13 protein-coding genes and 1 riboswitch are annotated in these 15,395 nt (G+C 67.3%); of the genes, 1 reads left to right on the top strand and 12 read right to left on the bottom strand.

The window, feature by feature from the left end:
- Position 1 precedes the first annotated feature (1 nt).
- From cobD to V8U06_RS02675, 5 genes are all read right to left on the bottom strand, one after another.
- Entirely contained in the window at positions 2-1,012 is a 1,011-nt protein-coding gene (cobD, locus tag V8U06_RS02695) for a threonine-phosphate decarboxylase CobD (RefSeq protein ID WP_427139392.1), read from the bottom strand.
- Positions 1,009-2,316, bottom strand: a complete 1,308-nt coding sequence (locus tag V8U06_RS02690; RefSeq protein WP_427139391.1) for a cobyrinate a,c-diamide synthase — start codon at positions 2,314-2,316, stop codon at positions 1,009-1,011. Before V8U06_RS02690 ends, cobD begins: the two co-directional genes overlap by 4 nt.
- Positions 2,313-3,155 carry a uroporphyrinogen-III C-methyltransferase gene (gene cobA, locus V8U06_RS02685; protein WP_427139390.1) on the bottom strand — a complete coding sequence of 281 codons (843 nt, stop codon included), beginning with the start codon at positions 3,153-3,155 and terminating at the stop codon, positions 2,313-2,315. The genes V8U06_RS02690 and cobA overlap by 4 nt, the downstream gene beginning before the upstream one ends.
- A complete protein-coding gene (locus V8U06_RS02680; RefSeq protein WP_427139389.1) occupies positions 3,155-3,631 on the bottom strand; it encodes a cobalamin biosynthesis protein in 477 nt (158 codons plus the stop codon). The genes cobA and V8U06_RS02680 overlap by 1 nt, the downstream gene beginning before the upstream one ends.
- 194 nt (positions 3,632-3,825) lie before the next feature.
- Positions 3,826-4,878, bottom strand: a complete 1,053-nt coding sequence (locus V8U06_RS02675) for a serine hydrolase domain-containing protein (protein ID WP_427139388.1) — start codon at positions 4,876-4,878, stop codon at positions 3,826-3,828.
- 154 nt (positions 4,879-5,032) lie between these two features.
- Between V8U06_RS02675 and V8U06_RS02670 the strand changes: the two genes are divergently transcribed.
- Entirely contained in the window at positions 5,033-5,818 is a 786-nt protein-coding gene (locus V8U06_RS02670) for a TSUP family transporter (RefSeq protein WP_427139387.1), read from the top strand.
- A gap of 85 nt (positions 5,819-5,903) precedes the next feature.
- Here V8U06_RS02670 and cobO read toward each other — a convergent pair whose 3' ends face one another.
- The 7 genes from cobO to V8U06_RS02635 all read right to left on the bottom strand — a co-directional run bounded on the left by cobO (position 5,904) and on the right by V8U06_RS02635 (position 15,302).
- Positions 5,904-6,545: a cob(I)yrinic acid a,c-diamide adenosyltransferase gene (gene cobO / locus V8U06_RS02665; RefSeq protein ID WP_226918714.1), complete on the bottom strand. Its 642-nt coding sequence runs from the start codon at positions 6,543-6,545 to the stop codon at positions 5,904-5,906.
- A gap of 17 nt (positions 6,546-6,562) precedes the next feature.
- Positions 6,563-10,396 carry a cobaltochelatase subunit CobN gene (gene cobN / locus V8U06_RS02660; protein ID WP_427139386.1) on the bottom strand — a complete coding sequence of 1,278 codons (3,834 nt, stop codon included), beginning with the start codon at positions 10,394-10,396 and terminating at the stop codon, positions 6,563-6,565.
- A 102-nt stretch (positions 10,397-10,498) separates the two neighbouring features.
- A complete protein-coding gene (gene cobW / locus V8U06_RS02655; RefSeq protein WP_427139385.1) occupies positions 10,499-11,548 on the bottom strand; it encodes a cobalamin biosynthesis protein CobW in 1,050 nt (349 codons plus the stop codon).
- A 3-nt stretch (positions 11,549-11,551) separates the two neighbouring features.
- Positions 11,552-12,076 carry a bifunctional adenosylcobinamide kinase/adenosylcobinamide-phosphate guanylyltransferase gene (gene cobU, locus V8U06_RS02650; RefSeq protein WP_427139384.1) on the bottom strand — a complete coding sequence of 175 codons (525 nt, stop codon included), beginning with the start codon at positions 12,074-12,076 and terminating at the stop codon, positions 11,552-11,554.
- Position 12,077: 1 nt separating this feature from the next.
- Positions 12,078-12,860: a CbtA family protein gene (locus V8U06_RS02645; RefSeq protein ID WP_427139383.1), complete on the bottom strand. Its 783-nt coding sequence runs from the start codon at positions 12,858-12,860 to the stop codon at positions 12,078-12,080.
- A 12-nt stretch (positions 12,861-12,872) separates the two neighbouring features.
- The gene (locus V8U06_RS02640) at positions 12,873-13,049 is read right to left on the bottom strand and encodes a CbtB domain-containing protein (protein ID WP_226918709.1); all 177 of its coding nucleotides are present in this window, start codon (positions 13,047-13,049) and stop codon (positions 12,873-12,875) included.
- A gap of 45 nt (positions 13,050-13,094) precedes the next feature.
- Positions 13,095-13,455: riboswitch (cobalamin riboswitch) on the bottom strand.
- Between the two features lie 92 nt (positions 13,456-13,547).
- On the bottom strand, positions 13,548-15,302 hold the full coding sequence (locus V8U06_RS02635; RefSeq protein ID WP_427139382.1) for a peptidoglycan-binding domain-containing protein: 1,755 nt from the start codon (positions 15,300-15,302) through the stop codon (positions 13,548-13,550).
- Positions 15,303-15,395: the final 93 nt, after the last annotated feature.

Genomic DNA, 15,395 nt, shown 5'->3' with positions numbered 1-15,395 from the left:
ATTACCCGCCCCTTGTCGCGACAAGCGCCGCAGCCAGCCGGGCGTCGCCCGCCGCATCGGGCGCAAGGCCGAAGCGCAGCCAGCGGGCATTGTAGTCGAACGGGCGCACCAGGATGTGATGGCGGCAAAGCCCTTCCTGCAGGGCAGCGGCGTCCTCATGATCGACCAGCGAGAAAAGATCCGTGCCGCCGAGGATCGAAAGACCGGCAGAGGACAGCACCCGATCGAGCGCGGCCTTGCGCAGCGCGATGTCCCGGCGGATGGCGCCGGTGTCGCCCGCCATGAGTGTCGTGGCGATGGTCAGCGCCGGGCCGGAAACGGCCCAGGGGCCGAGCCCGTCCTCGATGCAGTCGAGCACCGCCGCCTCGCCCGCGACGAAACCGAGACGCAGGCCGGCAAGGCCGAAGAACTTGCCGAAGGAGCGGAAGACGAGCAGGCCGGGCATGCCATCGCCGGCGAGCGGCGCAATGCAGCCGTCCGGGCGCATGTCGCCGAAGGCCTCGTCGACGACGAGGAGACCGCCCTGTGCGTGAACGCGGGCGTGAAGGGCGAGCAGGTCATCCCGCGAGAACAGACGGCCGTCGGGATTGTTCGGGTTGACGACGACGACGAGGCCATGGGCCTCGGTGACGCCGTCAAGACTGTCGATGCGATCCACCGCGATGTCGGCATTGCCAAGCACCCGGGCATATTCACCATAGGTCGGAACGAGCACAGCAGCGCGGCGACCGGCAGCGACGAGACGCGGCAGGAGCTGGATGACGGACTGCGTGCCGGGAACGGGCAGCGGCAAGGCCTTCGGCGTGTTGTAATACCGCGCGGCAGCCGCCCGGGCGGCATCCTGCCGGTGCCGGTCCGGCAGGCGATGCCAGGCAGCGATATCGACCGCGGGAATGGCGACGGGATTGGGATTGATGCCGGTGGAAAGGTCCAGCCAATCCTCAGGCCGGCCACCGAAGCGCGCGGCAGCGGCGGCGATGCCGCCGCCATGGACGATGCGCGGCGCGCTCATGCCGCCTCCGGCGCAAGGTCGATGAGGTGCATGTAGGAGCCGCTGACCACGCCCCGGCGCAGCCCGGCCTCGCCGAGGTCCTCGCCCATCGCATCCGTGACGGCGAAGAGGCGGTCCGCCGCCCCCTCCTCCATGACCGTGGAGTAGTGGAATTCATGCGCCGTCATCGGCGTTGCAAAGCCGGACCCCGCCAGCGGCATGACGCGGCGATAACCGAGATGGCGGCGGCGGGCGGCGAAGCTGGTAACGAGCGGCAGGAGACCGAGCATGCCGTAACGGGATCCATCCGCCGCAACCAGACCGTCCCCCAGAGTCATGTAGCCCCCGCATTCGCCATAGATGCGTGCCCCCCGGCGCGCCGCATCCTGCATGCCTAGGCGGAAACGGCCGGCATTGGCAAGGGTCGCGGCATGCAGCTCGGGATAGCCGCCGGGCAGGTAGACGGCATCGGCATCCGCGGACGGCGCCTCGTCCGCCAGCGGCGAGAAGAACGAAAGCTCAGCACCCGCCGCCCGCCAGCCGGCCATCAGATGCTCGTAGGTGAAGGCGAAGGCCTGATCCCGCGCAATGGCGATGCGCTGGCCGAGCGGCGACAGGCGCGATGCGGGCGGCATGGACGGCAAGGCAGGACGCGTCCCGGCGACAGCGATCAGGCGGTCGAGCGCACAGCAGCGCGTCACGACCTCCGCCGCGTGGGCGATGAAGGTCTCCAGCGTACCATGTTCGCCGGCCTGCACGAGGCCGAGATGGCGCTCCGGCAGGGCGAGCATCGAATCGCTGCGCAGCACGCCGAGAATCTCGATGCCGCTCGCCGCCAGGGCGGTGCACAGCATGGCCTCATGCCGGTCGCTGCCGACCTTGTTGAGGATGACGCCGGCCACGTGAATATCCCCGCGGAAATCCGTGTAGCCCTTCACCAGCGCGGCGACGGACTGCGACATGCGGCTGCAATCGACCACCAGAACCACCGGCAGGCCGAGCGTCGCGGCAAGGTCGGCCGGCGCGCCGGTGCCGTCGGCCGCGCCGTCGAAGAGGCCCATCATGGCCTCCACCAGAAGGAAGTCCCCGGCCTCTGCCTGCAACGCGGCATTGGCGCGGATCAGTTCCGGGCGCATCGCCCAGGGATCGTAGTTGAGGCAGGGCTTTCGGCTGGCGGCGGCATGGAAGGCCGGATCGATATAATCGGGGCCTGCCTTGCCCGAGACGAGCGCCACGCCGGCGTCGGCCAATGCGCGCGCAAGGCCGAGCGTCACCGTCGTCTTGCCCGAGCCGGAGGACGGCGCGGCGATGAGCAGTCCGCTCATGCCGGATCCTTCCGCTCGCGCGGGCCGAAGGGATCAGGGACAAGCCTGCGGCCGTCCTTCAGCGCGCCCAGCCAGTCGAGCGAAGCGCGCAGGCGCACCACCTCGCCGACGACGACGATGGCGGGCGGCTCGATGCCGGCGGCCTCGACATCGGCCTCGGCGCGCGACAGCGTCGTTTCCAGCACCGACTGATCGGGCGTTGCGGCATTACAGACGAAGGCGACGGGCTCGTCCGGGGAGCGGCCACCCGCGATGAGATTGGCGGCGATCTGGCCGATATGCTTCATCGCCATATACATGACGATGACGGGCGAGCCCTTGGCGATACCTTCCCAGTGGATGCGGTCCGGCACGAGGCCGGAGGAATCATGACCGGTGAGGAAGGTGACGGCGTGGTTGACCTCGCGATGCGTCACGGGGATGCCGGCATAGGCCAACCCGCCGATGCCGGCGGTGATGCCCGGCACGATGCGGAAGGGAATGCCGTGCTCGATCAGCGTCAGCGCCTCCTCGCCGCCGCGGCCGAAGACGAAGGGATCGCCGCCCTTCAGCCGCAGCACGCGGTGGCCAGCACGGGCAAGCTCCACCAGCCGCAGCGAGATGTCGCGCTGCTTGTGCGACGGCTTGCCGCCGCGCTTGCCGGCAAATTCCAGCACCGCGCCCGGCCGCGCAAGCGACAGGCAATCGGCATTGACCAGTGCGTCATGCACGATCACGTCGGCCTGCTGCAGCGCATTGGCGGCGTGCAGCGTGAGGAGACCCGGATCGCCCGGCCCTGCGCCGACAAGCCAGACAGTGCCTTTTTCCATGGACGGAAGGGCGGAGAACAGGGCGTGCATCAGGCGTGCTCCCGGCTTGAATCAGTATGCGAAGACGCGGAATCGCCTTCGGAAGAAAGGGCGGCAAGGCTTTGAAAAGATTCCGCCATGGCCACGGTGGCATGGGCGGATTTCGTCTTCTCGACGATCAGCCGTCCGCCCGCGCCCGCCTGCGCCAGCGCGGCGGCCTCGGCAACGCCGTGGCAGCCGGTATGGGCGAAGACGAGATCGGAGGGATTGGCAAGACGCGGCGTCTCGGCCTCCAGCCGCGCGGCCGGGAACGTCACGAGCGGCACGGCGAAATGCCGCGCGACGGCATGCATGGCCGGCTCTTGCGCACGCATGTCCAGCGTCGCGACAAAGGCGACTTGCCGCGGATCGACAACGATGGAGAGGGCGAGATCGAGGAGTTCGGCAGCCGGCGTGCCGCGCTCGCAGCCGAGACCGATGACGAGCGATCGTCGTCCGGTATCGGGGGATGGGGCCTCAGCGCGCATGGGAGTCTCTCGAAAATTCCACGCGAAAGGCCCGGCCTTGCCGTTTCCGACGGTTCCGGATGAAGCCCCTCTGGGTCGGCCGCACCGGACACCGCTCGGCCCGCTCGCGGGCACCGTCGCTTGCCCTTAGTACCGGAGGGGGAGAGGCCGGTCAAACCGGATTGCGGCATGGAACGCGCCGGATGCGGCACGCCTCACGCAGCGACGAGATTGGCCAGCACGATCTCGCGCCAGATGCGCGTCGGCGAGACCCAGGCGTCCGGGGCATTGTAGTTGCCGGAAAAGATGACGCAGGCGATATCGAGGTCCGGCAGCAGCCAGAGCCGCTGGCCGCCATTGCCGAAACCGGCAAGCCAGGGCCGCGCCGCGCCGAGCGCCGGCGCCTCGCCATGGAACCAGAAATAACCGTAGCCGAGCCCGTCATCGGTCGAGACCAGCGGTGCGCGGGTGGACGCAATCCATTGCGGCGAAACGACCTGCCGCCCTTCGCTGAGGCCGCCTTCCAGCACCAGCCGGCCGATCCGCAGAAGATCGGGGGCGGTCAGGCGCAGGCCGGAAGCCGGCGAGGACACGCCGTCCGATCCGCGCAGCCATTCGAAAGTCTTGATGCCGAGCGGTTCGAACAGCGCCTCGCGAGCAAAATCCTCGATGCGCCGGCCGGTGCCGCGCTCGATGATCGCCCCCACCAGCGCCGTCGCACCGCCCGAATAGACCCAGCGCGTGCCCGGTTCCGCGACGATGGGCTGCTCGAGCGCGAAGCGGTAGCGGTCCGGTGCGTTCTCCATGGCGATCTCGCTGTTCAGCGGATCGGCATAGGACCGATATTCGTCCCATTCGAGGCCCAGCGTCATGGTGAGCGCATGGCCGATGGTCAGCTTGGCTCGCGCCGGCTCTGCCGCAAGATCCGGATATTCGAGAAACTGCGCCAGGAGCGATGCTTCGGGCGGCGGCACGAGGCCGCGGTCGAGCGCGATACCATAGAGCAGGCTGGTGACGCTTTTCGTGACGGAACGCAGGTCATGCAAGGTCTCGGTGTCGAAGGCCACCGTGCCGAGCGACGCGCCCCAGCTTTCGTCCGGCGCTTCGCGATAATGCTCCAGGACAAGCCGGCCGCCACGGCTGACGAGCACACAGTGCACATCGCGCAGAAGGCCAGCCTCGATGCCCGCGCAAAGCTTCCGCTCGAGGCCGGGATCGAAACCCGCCTGCTCCGCCGCTGTCCTGTCCGTCACGGTCCTGTCCACCATCTGGCACCTCTCGTTCTGCCGCCGCATCCTAGACGGCGGCACGATCCCTGTTTGATCTGCGTTGCGCTTTGCGCGCAAGGGCGCGGGCTTTGCTTTTGTCGCACAGTCTGACAGAACGACATGCTTTCCTTTCTTGCTTTCCCCGAGTCCCGCCTTGGCCGATATCGCCTTTCACGTCCTGTTCCTGCTGTTCCTCACCGCCTTTGTTGCCAGCTTCATCGATTCGATTGCGGGCGGCGGCGGCATGATCACCATTCCCGCCATGCTGCTCGCCGGCATTCCACCCCTGGAAACGCTCGGCACGAACAAACTGCAATCGCTCTTCGGCTCCGGCTCGGCGACGCTGGCCTATGCGCGCGCCGGCCATGTGAACCTGCGCGAACAATTGCCGATGGCCCTGCTGGCCGCCGGCGGCTCGGTGATCGGCGCCTTTCTGGCGACGGTCGTTCCCGGCGACGTGCTGAAGATCATGCTGCCCTTCCTGCTGGTGGCGATCGCGCTCTATTTCGGGCTGAAGCCGAATATCGGCGATGTCGACAAACACCGCCGCATGAGCACGTTCCTGTTCACCGTCACCTTGGTTCCCATGATCGGCCTCTATGACGGCGTGTTCGGCCCGGGCACGGGCTCGTTCTTCATGCTGGCCTTCGTGACGCTTGCCGGCTTCGGCATCCTCAAGGCGACGGCGCACACGAAGTTCCTCAACTTCGGCTCCAATGTCGGCGCCTTCGTCGTCTTCGTGTTCTACGGTGTCATTCTGTGGAAGGTGGGCCTCGCCATGGGCGTCGGCCAGTTCCTCGGCGCGCAGGCCGGCTCGCGCGTGGCGATGAAGAGCGGCGCGAAGCTCATCAAGCCGCTGCTCGTGATCACCTCGATCGCGCTTGCCATTCGCCTGATGGCGGATCCGAGCCATCCGATCCGCGTCTGGCTCGGCTGGTAGGAGGCAGGTGCCCCTCGCCGGCCCGCCGCAATCCTCCCCGCGCCTGCGGGGAGAAAGGGCCGTCAGCGGATGAAAGAACAGCCTCTCAGTATTCCACGCCCTGCTGCGCCTTGATGCCCGAGCGGAACGGGTGCTTCAGCAGTTCCATCTCGGTGGCAAGGTCGGCGATCTCGATCAGCTCTTCCTTGGCGTTGCGGCCGGTCAGCACGACATGGGTCATGTAGGGCTTTTCGTTCCTCAGGAAATCGATGACCTCCTGCACGTCGATATAGTCGTAGCGCAGCGCGATGTTGATCTCGTCGAGCAGCACCATGGAGTTGCGCTCGTCGCGGATCAGGTCCTTCGCCTTTTCCCAGGCCTTCTGCGCCATCGCCACGTCGCGGGCGCGGTCCTGCGTTTCCCAGGTGAACCCCTCGCCAAGCGTGAAGAACTGGCAGAGATCGGCGAAATGCGCCTCGATGAGGTCGCGCTCGCCCGTCACCATCGCGCCCTTGATGAACTGAACGACGGCGCAGGGCTTCTTGTGCGCGATGTGGCGGAAGATCATTCCGAAGCCGGCGGTCGACTTGCCCTTGCCCTTGCCGGTATGGACGATGACGAGGCCCTTCTCGTCGGTCTTCGTCGCCATGATCTTCTCGCGTGCCTGCTTCTTCTTGGCCATCTTCTCCGAATGGCGGGCAAGCTCGGCTTCGCTCATGCCGGCGGTTTCGTCATGGTTCTCGGTCATCGTCGTTTCCTTCCCGTTCAGGACGCCTTGCGGGCGCCCAGCATGTCCAGTTCATAGCGCGCGGAATTCGAGCGCGGCGTCCAGAGGCGCCGGTCGATGGCTTCGGCGAAACGCGCGGCCATCTCGGCCAGCGCGGCGGGGTTCTTCTCGCGCAGGAAATCGCGCACCCGCTCATCCAGCACATAGGCCTGGTAGGCCGCCTCGAAGTGATGGTCCTTTACCGCCCCGGTCGTCGCGGCGAAGGCGAACATGAAATCGACCGTCGCGGCGATCTCGAAGGCGCCCTTGTAGCCGTGCCGCATGACGCCCTCGATCCATTTCGGATTGACGACGCGGGCGCGCACGACGCGGCCGATCTCGTCTTCGAGCGTGCGCACGACCGGCTTTTCCGGCCGCGACAGGTCGTTGTGATAGACGACGGGCTGCTTGCCGGAAAGGTGCTCGGCGGCGGCGGCCATGCCGCCCTCGAACTGGTAATATTCGTCGCTATCGAGCAGGTCGTGCTCGCGGCTGTCCTGGTTCTGCACCACGGCCTGAAGGCTCTTCATGCGTGCCTCGAGCCGCTCGCGCATCGGCACGCCGTCGCCCGCCCCGTCATAGGCATGCGCGCCCCAGGCAAGCCAGGCCTCGGCAAGATCGCCGCGCTCGTTCCACAGGCCCTCGTCCATCATCGTCTGCAGGCCCGCGCCATAGCCGCCGGATTTCGCGCCGAAGATGCGGAAACCGGCCTGCCGGGCCGCGTCCTCCTCGGAAGCGCCTTTGGCGGCAAGCGCCCGTGCTTCGGCCCGCATGCGGGCGGCGATGGGATTGTCCGCATCGTCCTCGTCAAGCGCGCCGACGGCCCGCACGGCACGGTCGAACAGCGCGATCTGTTCGGGGAAGGCATCGCGGAAGAAGCCGGAGATCCGGAGCGTGACGTCGACGCGGGGATGGCGCAGCACGGCGGGCGGAATGATCTCGAAGCCGGTGACGCGGCGGGACGCCATGTCCCAGGTCGGCTTGACGCCGATCAGCGCCATGGCCTGGGCGATATCGTCGCCGCCGGTGCGCATGTTGGACGTGCCCCAGGCGGTGATGCCGAAGGAGGTCGGCCATTCGCCGTGATCCTGCGCATAGCGGGTGACGAGCAGTTCGGCGGATTTCCTGCCGAGTTCCCAGGCCGCCGGGGTCGGCACGGCGCGGCTGTCGACGGAATAGAAGTTGCGCCCGGTCGGCAGCACGTCCGGCCGCCCGCGCGTCGGCGCGCCGGAGGGGCCGGGTTCGATGAAGCGCCCGTCGAGGCCGCGCATCAGCGCCGCGATCTCCGCCGGACCGCAGGCGGCGATGGCGGGGCGAATGGTCGTGTCGATCGTATCGAGCACGACGCGCGTCCGCTGCCAGCTTTCCGGGCAGGCGAGCGAGCCATCCACCAGCCGTGCCGCCAGAAGCTCGATGCGCTCCACCGTATCGCCCTTGCTGCGCCAGGGCGCTTCGGACTGCGTGGCGAGAATGTCCGGACACGGGCCGGTCCAGGGATCGGAGGCAATGCAGTCGAGCGGGTCGAAGACGAACCGTGTGCTCCTCTCCTCCGGCCTGCCGGCCATCTCCCCCTCAGGGGGGGAGAGCGGCAGGGCAGAGGAGCGGCCATCGCTTCCCAGCACGTCCAGTGCAATCGCCCGCTGCAGGCTCGCCTCGCCGCCTTCGCCAAGGCCGCGCGGCACGCGCGCCAGGGCCAGCGTCAGGTCGGTGAGAAGCCGGCCCTCGGGCGAGACGCCGAAGACATGCAGGCCGTCGCGGATCTGCATTTCCTTGAGGTCGCAGAGATAGGCGTCGAGCTTCTGCAGCGCCGTTTCCTCGCCGTCGGACTTGGCGATGCCCGCGTCCCGGTCGAGGCCGATATCGCGCACGAGATCGAGGATCTGCTTCGACAGCAGCTTGATGCGACGCGGGTCACCGCCGGAGGCATCGTAATATTCGTCGACCAGCGCTTCGAGGTCCTTCAGCGGGCCGTAGGTCTCGGCGCGCGTCAAGGGCGGCGTCAGGTGGTCGATGATGACGGCGGCAGAGCGGCGCTTGGCCTGCGTGCCCTCGCCCGGATCGTTGACGATGAAGGGATAGAGGTGCGGCACGGGGCCGAACACGGCTTCGGGATAGCAGGTTTCCGACAGGGCCAGCGCCTTGCCCGGCAGCCATTCGAGATTGCCATGCTTGCCCATATGCACGATGGCATGGGCGCCGTAATGCGCACGGAGGAAGGCGTAGAAGGCAAGATAGCCGTGCGGCGGCACGAGGTCCGGCGAATGGTAGGTGTCCTTCGGATCGATATTGTAGCCGCGCGCCGGCTGGATGCCGACCAGCGTCTCGCCGAAACGGGCGAGCGGCAGGGCGAAGACATCGCCCGCGACGAAGGGATCGTCTTCCGGCCTGCCCCAGCGTGCCGTCACCTCATCCTGAATCGCCTTCGGAAGCGTAGAGAAGAAGGCCTTGTAATCCTTGAGGGAAAGCGTCTCGCGGATTTCCCGGCCGTCGTTTGCGGCATTGGTCGGACCGGCCATCAGATGAGCGATCAGCGCGTCGCCGTCCTCCGGCAGGTCGCAGACACGATAGTTCTCCGCCGCCATGGCGCGCAGGACTTCCATCGTGCCGGCCGGCGTGTCGAGGCCGACGCCGTTGCCGAGGCGGCCATCACGGTTCGGATAGTTCGCCATGACGACGGCGATGCGTCGCTCGACCGGGGACGCACGGCGAAGCCGCGCCCAGCCGCCGGCAAGGCGCGCGGAAAAGCGGATACGGTCCTCGACGGGATCGAGGCTGACGATGTTCGTCTCCACGCCCTCGTCATAGCGCGCGGCGGCCTTGAAGGAGACGGCGCGGGCAAGCACGCGCCCGTCGACTTCCGGCAGGGAGACGTTCATGCCGAGGTCGCGCGCCGTCAGCCCCTGGCCCGACGCCGCCCAGGCCTCGCGCGAGGTGCCGGAGAAGATGATCTGCAGCACCGGCGCCCCGGTTTCGTCCAGCACGGTCGGCTTGCGGCCGGCGCCAGGCGCCGAGACGGCAAAGCTCGTGGCATTCAGCACGACCTCGGGCCAGATGTCTGCGAAGGCGGCGCGCACGATCTCGATGGAGGCCGGGTCCTTGAGGCTGGAGACGAAGAGCGGCAGGGCGCGCACGCCCTCGGCGGCCAGCGCCTCGATCAGCATTTCGACGGGGCGCGTCTCGCCGCTCTGGACATAGGCGCGATAGAAGCAGAGGGCGGCGGTTGGGGATTGCGCGGCTGGAACGGCCTCTTCTGCCAGCTGCCGCCATGTCTCGATATCGATGACGCCGCGCCCCGGCCACCAGATGCCGGCCTTGTCCAGCGGCGTCGCGGCCGCCGGCTTTTCGCCGCCGAAGACCAGCGCATCGGCATGGGCAAGGAAGCGGTCGGCGTTTTCCGCCCCGCCTTCGTTGAGATAGGCCCAGAGACGCTCGCGGTCTTGCGCGTCGATGCGGTTGAACGGCAGAAGGCCCTCGTCCGGACGGTCGTCGCCGGGAAGCGCCACGAGCATGATGCCGTTTGTCGCCGCCGTCGCCAGCAGGGCCTCCAGCACGTAGCGGAAGTAGCTCGCACCGCCGAGGGCGCGAATGACGATGAGCCTGGCGTGGCGAACCGTGCGCTCGACATAGGTATCGACCGACATCGGATGCGACAGGGTGGCAAGGCTGGCAAGGCGCAGGCGCGTCTTCGCGCCGCGCGCGCGGTGCGCGGCGGCGATGGCGGCAAGTTCCGTGTCGGCAGCCGAGAGAAACAGCACGTCGCCCGGCGTCTGGCCGAGGTCGATCGCCTCCTTGCCGTCGGCGATGGTGCCCTTCTGGGCTAGCAGGAGATGCATGCAGCGCCTCCCCTTTCATGGCGTGCCGTGCCGGTGGAGCGGGAATGCCCCAGCCCCGCACGATGCCCCGAAGAGAAGAACCGCCGCATGCTCATGCCGAAATCACACGGCCGCTGCGATGGCGGCGCGCACGGCCGCTTCGTCCATGTCGTGCAGGCCGATGACGACGAGGCGGGTGCCGCGCGTTTCGCCGGCCGCCCAGGCGCGCTCGAAATAGTGATCGATGCGGGTGCCGACGGCCTGGATGAGCAGGCGCAGCGGCTTGCCGGGCACGTCGGCGAAACCCTTCAGGCGCAGCACGTCATGCGCGGCGATGACGCCCTTCAGGCGCTCGATGAAGGCGGCCGGATCGGCGACGGCAGGCAGTTCGACGACGAAGCTGTCGAACTCGTCGTGATCGTGCTCTTCGCCGTTTTCATGCTCCAGTTCGTGATGCGACTTGCGGTTGGCGATGTCGTCCTCGGTGCCGACGCCGAGGCCGAGCAGCACGGCGGCGGCGACTTCGCCGTTCTTCGCCTCGATCATCGACGGCTTGCGGGCGATGCGGGAAGCAACCTCGTCGCGCACGGTCTGAAGGCCGGCGGCGTCGATAAGGTCGGTCTTGTTGAGAACGATGAGGTCGGCGGCGGTGAGCTGGTCCTCGAACAGTTCCTCCAGGGGGCTTTGATGGTCGAGGTTCTCGTCCTCGACGCGCAGCGCGTCCACCTTGTCATGGTCGTCGGCAAAGCGGCCGGCGGCGACGGCGGCGCTGTCCACCACGGTGATGACGCCATCGACCGTCACCTGCGTCTTGATTTCCGGCCAGTTGAAGGCGGCGACGAGCGGCTGCGGCAGGGCAAGGCCGGAGGTCTCGATGACGATATGGTCCGGACGGTTCTCCCGCTCCAGGAGTTTCGACATGGTCGGAATGAAATCGTCGGCGACGGTGCAGCAGATGCAGCCGTTGGTGAGCTCGATGATATCGTCCTCGCTGCAGGCTTCCGCGCCGCAGCCCTTCAGCACGTCGCCATCGACGCCGAGGTCGCCGAATTCGTTGATGATGAGCGCGATGCGCTTGCCGCCGGCGTTCTGCAGCAGGTTGCGGATCATCGTCGTCTTGCCCGCACCGAGGAAGCCGGTGATGACGGTGGCGGGGATTTTCTGTTGCAGCATGGCTCAACCCTTCATTTTCAGCGGCAGTCCGGCCGCGATAAAATAGACTTCCGGTACGAGGGCCGCCACCTTCTGGTGCAGCCGCCCGGCATGGTCGCGAAATTCGCGCGCCATGCGATTTTCCGGCACGATGCCGAGGCCGACCTCGTTCGACACGAAGACCAGACGGCCGGGGGCGTCCTTGATGGCCCGCAAGAGACCCTCGAATTCCCGCGCGATGTCGCGCTCCTCCAGCATCAGGTTCGTGACCCAGAGCGTCAGGCAATCGATCAGGACCGCGCGGTCCTCGCGTGCCACATCGGCGATGCGTTCGGCCAGCGCAAGCGGTTCCTCGTGCGTTTCCCAGCCTTTTCCGCGATCCTCCCGGTGTTTGGCGATGCGCTGTCGCATCTCCTCGTCCCAGGCCCGGCCGGTGGCGATGTAATGACGCGAAAGGCCGGTCTCGGCGACCAGCCCCTCGGCGAAAGCGGATTTTCCGGAACGCGCACCGCCCAGAACCAGGACGGCTCCGGGCGATGTCGTGATCATATCAGGCAGCCTTGGCGATCTTCTCGTTGGCAAAACCCAGCGAAAGGCCGAGCACGATCCAGAAGAACAGCGTCGTGGCAAGCGCGGCGACGGCAAATTCCGCGCCGAGAACGGCAGGAACGTTGCTGGAAATGTCGCTCGGCTGCGGCGCACCATAGACCTGGGGCGCGGCAATCAGCACGATGCCGGCGATCTTGGCGACGATATTCGGCTTGAGGACCAGGAGATAGAGGCCCCCGGCCGACAGGGCGACGGTCGCGACCCACCAGATCTGGCGCTGGGTGAGATCGGCGGCCGGGAAGCCCGGCAGTTCCGGCGGCAGGCCGATGGCCGGCAGCATATGTACGGCAAGCCAGCCCGCAGCGCCCCACAGCGCCCCGTTCGCAACCGTGATCGGATGGCCCGAAACGAGGCTGAAACCGGCGAGCAGCAGCGCGAAGCCGGCGCCCGTCACGAGATTGGCCATGAGCGTGCCGGAGAAGCGGCTCATGCCGAACATGATGCCACCCTCTTCGTGATTCTCGCCCTCATGGGCATAGGCCACGGAAACCGGCGACAGATAGGCGGCGACGTTAAGGATGGCGGCGCCGAGCGAGGAATGCTCCTGCGTCTGCGCGGCGTCGTCGGTCGCGGGCGTGGTGCCCTCGCCTGCCGGCGCGGCTTCGCCTTCGAACTCTTCGGCGTGCAGAATCAACGGCACGACTCGGGCCTCCTGGGCGGCTGTCATGAGCACGCCGGAGAACAGCCCGGCCACCAGGGCGGCCAGGAGATAACGAACGATCATGTCAGGAGCTCCTTAGTGGCAGGGGAAGCCGTAGGAGTGACGCGTATCGTGTGCCGTGTCGTGCAGGACGGCCGAATTCGCAAGACCAGCGCCGAACACGAGGAAGGCGCCGATGAGGAGAGCGAAAACGCCGGCGACGAGACGATCGTTGGCGGAAAGGGTAACAGAAGACGTAGCGGAAACAGCCATGACAACCTCCGTGCAGGCAGTGGGGAAACCTCCCCAGGTCGGGCGATATGCCCTCATCGGTTGGCAGGTCTCCTGGCTCGCAGCGTCCGGTGCTCGGCACCTGCGGGTCGCCCTCGCCTTCCCGGGCCGCGGCATTGCGAAAGGTGGACGATTCGTAGATCGAGAGGCGTCCGGCCTTGGTTTATCGCAATGCCACCCAGTGGCTTTTCCGGCCGGTTGTCAGCCTGCGGGTTGCGGCACGATTGCCTCCTCCCAAGCCTTCCTCCTGCCGGATGGGCGTCCCTCGCTACTCTACAGTCGCGGGGTCGGCCGTGATTGCAGCGCCCTAATTGGGTCCACCGCGTCACATTCCCATTTACTCCCCAGTCCGTTTCCGGACCAAGGAACCATCCAATACTAGGGATGATTATGCTTCTGCCCCCGACAAGTCAATCGACCGGCAGCGCCATCACCTGTGCTGAAACCGTCGTCCAGCCGTCGCAATCGCAATGACCCGGCTCAATAGCCGGGAATGATCACCACACCGCCCTGGCCGTTGTAATAGTTCTCGTCGCGATAGTACGGGCCGTCGTAATAGCCGTCGACGGGACCCTCAAGCACGTCGTAGTCACGCTCGTAGCGGCGCTGGCGATGCTGACGGGCCTCGGCATATTGCGCGGCATCCCGCAACGCGCGGTATTGCTGGCGCGAGAGATAGCCGTCGGCGCGGTACCCGGACGATCCCTGCCAGGCGGCGATCGCCGAGCGGGTGCGCGGGCCGAAGACGCCGTCCGCGCCATAGGTGTTGAAGCCGAGCATGCTCAGCCAGCGCTGCGCCTCGGCCCGCATGACGCGGCCGAGATAGGCTTCGCGCGGATCGACGACCGGCTCTTCGGCAGTCTTGCGTTCGGTTTCGGCCGTGGCCGGCGTTTCCGCTTCCGCTTCAGCATCGGTTTCCTGCTTCGGCTTGGCGACGGTGGCAAGGGCGGCGAGACGTGTGCGGGCCTCCTTGACGTACCGGCCGTTCGGATACTGGGCGATATAGGCGCGGTAGGCCTTCTCCGAGCCGGCGAGCACCGCCTTCTGGAAGGTCTCTTCCTCCTGCTTGTCCACGACGGTCCCGTCGACGGCAAGGCCGCGATTGTCCTTCACCGTGCCCTGGGCCTCGCCCGACGCGGTGACGGCTTCGCCGGCCTGCTTCTTGGCGGCTTCAGCCTCTTGCGCACGCTTCTCCGCTTCCTTGGCCAGACGGGCGGCTTCCGAGGCCTTCGCCTCGGCATCCGCCGCAGCCTTGGCGGCCTCGGCCTTCAGCCGCTCGACTTCCGCAGCCTTTTCCTCGGCGAGCTTGCGGGCCGCGGCGGCTTCCTCTTCTATCCGCGCCTTCTCGGCAGCAGCGGCCTTCTCCGCCTCGATACGCTTGGCTTCAGCTTCGCGGCGGGCAAGCGCCTCCTGCTCGGCGCGCGCCTTCTCGGCGGCGGCCGCTTCCTCGGCCTTCTTGCGGTCGGTCTCCGCCTTCAGGCGGGCGGCTTCCTCCGCCTTGGCCTTTTCGGCGGCGGCATCGGCTTCAGCCTTCAGGCGCGCCGCCTCGGCGGCCTGCTTCTTGTCCGCCTCCGCTTTGAGGCGAGCCGCTTCCTCGGCCTTCGCCTTTTCCGCCGCAGCGGCTTCGGCCCTGGCCTTTTCCGCGGCGGCCGCCTCGGCTTTCGCCTTTTCTTCCGCCGCCGCCTTTTCCGCAGCAAGCTTGCGCGCGGCAGCCTCTTCCTCGGCCTTCTTCGCATCCGCTTCGGCCTTCAGCCGCGCGGCTTCCGCCGCGGCCTTGGCCTTTTCCGCTTCGGCGGCCTTCTGCGCCTCTTCGGCCTTTTTCGCCTCGGCGGCCTTTCGCGCCTCCTCCGCCTTCCTGGCTTCCGCCGCGGCCTTCGCCTCTTCCTCGGCTTTTTTCGTCTCGGCGGCTGCCGCTTCTTCCGCCTTGGCCTTGGCGGCCGCGTCATCCGTGGAGGCCGTCGCCGATTTCGTCTTGCCGGCGGCTTGCAGTTCGGCGATGCGCAGGCGCGCCATCGAGGCGAAGGTGCCGTTGGGATATTGCTTCAGATAGCCTTCATACTGCGCGACATCGCTGCCGGAGGAGACTTTCTGCCAGAGGGAGAATTCTTCCTCCCAGCGCTTTCCCGCGCTGGTGGCTTCCTTGGCCGTCTGGGCGAAGCTGGCCGCCGGAAGGCCGGCGAGCGACAGCCCGACCAGGCTGGCCAGAACGGATCGTGCGAGAGGTCCAGAACCCATGTATTTCACCCTTTCGGATCGCGCGAAGGCGTCAGCGCCCGGCGAGCGGGCGGATTTCCGTCACTCCTCGCACCGAATTCTGGCGCAACTTTG

This window comes from Shinella sp. G-2, assembly GCF_050172695.1.
Classification (GTDB): Bacteria; Pseudomonadota; Alphaproteobacteria; order Rhizobiales; family Rhizobiaceae; genus Shinella.
This window is presented reverse-complemented; position numbering and strand designations above follow the sequence as displayed.